This is a genomic window from uncultured Corynebacterium sp. (genome assembly GCF_902782855.1).
Classification (GTDB): domain Bacteria; phylum Actinomycetota; class Actinomycetes; order Mycobacteriales; family Mycobacteriaceae; genus Corynebacterium.
In genome coordinates this window covers 1-2369 of sequence record NZ_CACZOO010000174.1, presented here as the reverse complement: position 1 = coordinate 2369, position 2369 = coordinate 1, and the positions used below count along the sequence as shown (strand labels likewise).

Sequence of the window (2369 nt, the reverse complement as noted above, 5' to 3'; positions counted from 1 at the left end):
GGTCCGCCAGCCACCGCAGGAGATCACAGGCTACCGGCGGACACCGTACCGCCGACCACGGCACACCACACACCCCCGTGATGCGCCCGGGCACTGCCACCACACACCGGAGACAGCGGAGAGGCACGGCCCCGGGAAGGGACCGTGCCTCTCCGTGTGCTCCGTGGAGGACATGCACGCCGTGCACCGGCGCACCGTGTACTCCGACCTGCCGGCGGCCGACGCCGGAGTGCCGGTGCAACCGGACTAGTGCTGGTGTCCGTGACCGGCCGCGTCGGGGTCCGCCTCAGCGGGCTTCTCCACGACAGCGGTCTCAGTGGTCAGGACCATCCGTGCCACGGAGGTCGCGTTGACGACGGCGGAGTGGGTGACCTTCACCGGATCGATGATGCCCTGCTCCAGCAGATTGCCGTACTCGCCGGTGGCGGCGTTGAAACCCTCACCGTTGGCGTGGTCGGCGATCTTGGCGACCACGACAGCACCGTCGAGTCCGGCGTTGTCGGCGATCCAGTAGGCGGGTCGACGCAGTGCGCGGGCCAGGGCCTTCACACCGACCGCCCGGTCGCCCTCGAAGGACGAGGCGAACTCGTCGAGCTCCGCGGCGATCTGCACCAGGACGGAACCGCCACCGGCGATCACACCTTCCTGGGCGGCCGCACGGGCGGCGTTGATGGCGTCCTCGATACGCAGCTTGCGCTCGTTGACCTCGGTCTCGGTGGCTCCGCCGGCACGGATGACGGCGACACCCCCGGACAGCTTCGCCAGCCGCTCCTCGAGCTTCTCCCGGTCCCAGGTGGAATCGGTCCTCTCGATGTCGGAGCGGATCTGGTTGCGGCGGGCCTCGAGGGCCTCAGCGGTGCCGGCACCGTCGACGATGACGGTCTCGTCCTTGGTGACGGTGATGCGCCGGGCGGTGCCCAGCTCCTCGATCTTCACCTCGGAGAGACTGCCGCCGATCTCCTTGTCCACGACGGAACCGCCGGTGACGACGGCCAGATCGTCCATGAAGGCCTTCCGTCGGTCACCGAAGTACGGCGCCTTCACGGCGACGACCTTGATGGACTTGCGGATGGAGTTCACGACGAGCATCTGCAGGGGCTCGCCATCGACGTCCTCGGCGACGATGAAGAGTTCCCTGCCGGACTTGGCGACCTGCTCCAGGACGGGGAGGAAGTCCGGCAGAGAGCTGATCTTCTCGCGGACGAGGAGCACCAGGGCGTTCTCCAGGACGGCGTGGCCGGTCTCTTCTTCGGTGACGAAGTAGGGGGACAGGTAGCCCTTGTCGAAGGAGACGCCCTCGGTGACGACGAGTTCGTCGGCGATGGACTGCGATTCCTCGACAGTGAGGACGCCGTCCCTGCCGACCTTCTCCATCGCCTCGGAAACCTTGGCGCCGATCTCGGCGTCCCGGGAGGAGACGGTCGCGACATTGGCGATCGCGGTGCTGTCGGCGACCGGCTGAGCGCGCTCGCGCAGGGACGCGAGCACCTTCTCGGCGGCGGCGTCGATACCCTTGTTGAGTTCCAGTGGGTTCGCGCCGGCGGCGACGATCCGCATGCCCTCGTCGATGAGCGCCTGCGCCAGCAGGGTGGCGGTGGTGGTGCCGTCGCCGGCGATGTCGTTGGTCTTGATGGCGACCGACTTCACCAGCTGGGCACCGAGGTTCTCGAAAGGATCCTCGAGATCGATGTCGCGGGCGATGGTCACACCGTCGTTGGTGACGGTGGGGCCGCCGAAGGCCTTGGCGAGCACGACGTTACGGCCCTTGGGGCCGAGGGTGACGCGCACCGAGTCCGCCAGCGTGTCGACACCGCGCTGGAGGCCTTCACGGGCCTCCTGGTCAAATGCGATGAGCTTCGACATGGGGCTCCTACTTCTCGATGACGGCGAGGATGTCGCGCTGGCTCAGGAGCAGGTACTCCTGGCCGTCGTACTTGAGCTCGGTGCCGCCGTAGCGGGAGAAGATGACGGTGTCACCCTCCTTGACGTCCATCGGGATGCGGTCGTCGTCATCGGCCCAGCGGCCCGGTCCGACGGCGACGACGGTGGCCTCCTGCGGCTTCTCCTTGGCGGAGTCCGGGATGACCAGGCCGGATGCGGTGGTGGTCTCAGCCTCGACGATCTGGACGAGGACGCGGTCCTCGAGGGGCTTGATGTTGACGTTGGCCACGATGAATACCTCCGTGTATTCAGTCCGAATGAGTTTGCTTGTGCCGGTTGGTGAGCCTGCACAGCCGTCGTCGCGGGTGAACAACTGTGTGTCTTGCAACCTACTGGCACTCTACCCCGCCAAGTGCTAACGCTCAACCTTTCCGGCCACCAACTACCCGCCACCGACCACCCACCGGCCACTCACCGACTGCTCACCG

Annotated in this window: 3 protein-coding genes; 1 reads left to right on the top strand and 2 read right to left on the bottom strand. The window is 67.1% G+C overall.

Features of this window, described 5'->3' with window-relative positions; translation table 11 throughout:
- Positions 1 to 250: hypothetical protein (locus tag QZV72_RS07815; RefSeq protein ID WP_297006983.1), on the top strand; the 250-nt coding region annotated here is incomplete at its 5' end.
- Here the strand turns inward: QZV72_RS07815 and groL are convergent.
- A complete protein-coding gene (groL, locus tag QZV72_RS07810) occupies positions 247 to 1863 on the bottom strand; it encodes a chaperonin GroEL (protein WP_297006981.1) in 1617 nt (538 codons plus the stop codon). The two genes, QZV72_RS07815 and groL, sit on opposite strands and share 4 nt — an antisense overlap.
- Before the next feature lie 7 nt (positions 1864 to 1870).
- Positions 1871 to 2170 carry a co-chaperone GroES gene (gene groES / locus QZV72_RS07805; protein ID WP_297006979.1) on the bottom strand — a complete coding sequence of 100 codons (300 nt, stop codon included), beginning with the start codon at positions 2168 to 2170 and terminating at the stop codon, positions 1871 to 1873.
- Positions 2171 to 2369: the final 199 nt, after the last annotated feature.

Excerpts from the sequence above, each read along its gene's own strand:
- groL (WP_297006981.1), bottom strand. The coding sequence starts at position 1,863 with ATGTCGAAGCTCATCGCATTTGACCAGGAGGCCCGTGAAGGCCTCCAG.